1 protein-coding gene is annotated in these 653 nt (G+C 63.4%); it reads left to right on the forward strand.

The genetic code is table 11. The features are described from left to right. A partial coding sequence (locus NKI58_RS35470; RefSeq protein WP_352854546.1) for an HAD-IC family P-type ATPase occupies window positions 1-653 on the forward strand: 653 nt, incomplete at both ends.

Raw genomic sequence — 653 nt, forward strand, 5'->3', positions numbered from 1 at the left:
ACCGGCACGCTCACGCTCGGCCAGCCCCGTCTCGTCAATGCGGCCTCGATCGATCCGGCCATGCTGACGATTGCGGCCGACATGGCCGCGCATTCGCGTCATCCCTTTTCAAAGGCCATAGCCGGTCTTGCCGCTGGCGGCGGGCAGCACAAATTCGATGCCGTCACCGAGCATCCGGGGTTCGGTATCGAAGCAACTGACGTCGGAAGTATCTGGCGGCTGGGCAGACGCGGATGGGCTGGATGGAAGGCCCGCACAGGCGGCGAAGGCAAACATGGCTATGGCGGGACGGTCCTGACGAAAGACGGGATCGTTGTCGCGACCTTCAATTTCGAGGATGCGTTGCGTGCCGACGCCAAGGCGGCGATCGAGCGATTGAACGATGCCGGGATGTCGGTTCAGATGCTGTCGGGCGATAGCGCGGCCGCCTGCCGCGAAATCTCGAAAATGCTGGGTATCGATGACTTCGTTCCGTGCCTGCTGCCGTCCGGCAAGGTCGAATGCATCGAAACCCTGGCGAAAGAGGGACACCGGGTTCTGATGGTTGGCGACGGCTTGAACGACACGCCTGCGCTGAGCGCGGCGCATGTTTCGTTCGCGCCGGCCACGGCCGCCGACATTGGCCGCAATGCGGCGGATTTCGTATTCCTGCG

Source organism: Mesorhizobium sp. M0522 (genome assembly GCF_040321085.1).
In the GTDB taxonomy this organism is placed as follows: Bacteria; Pseudomonadota; Alphaproteobacteria; order Rhizobiales; family Rhizobiaceae; genus Mesorhizobium.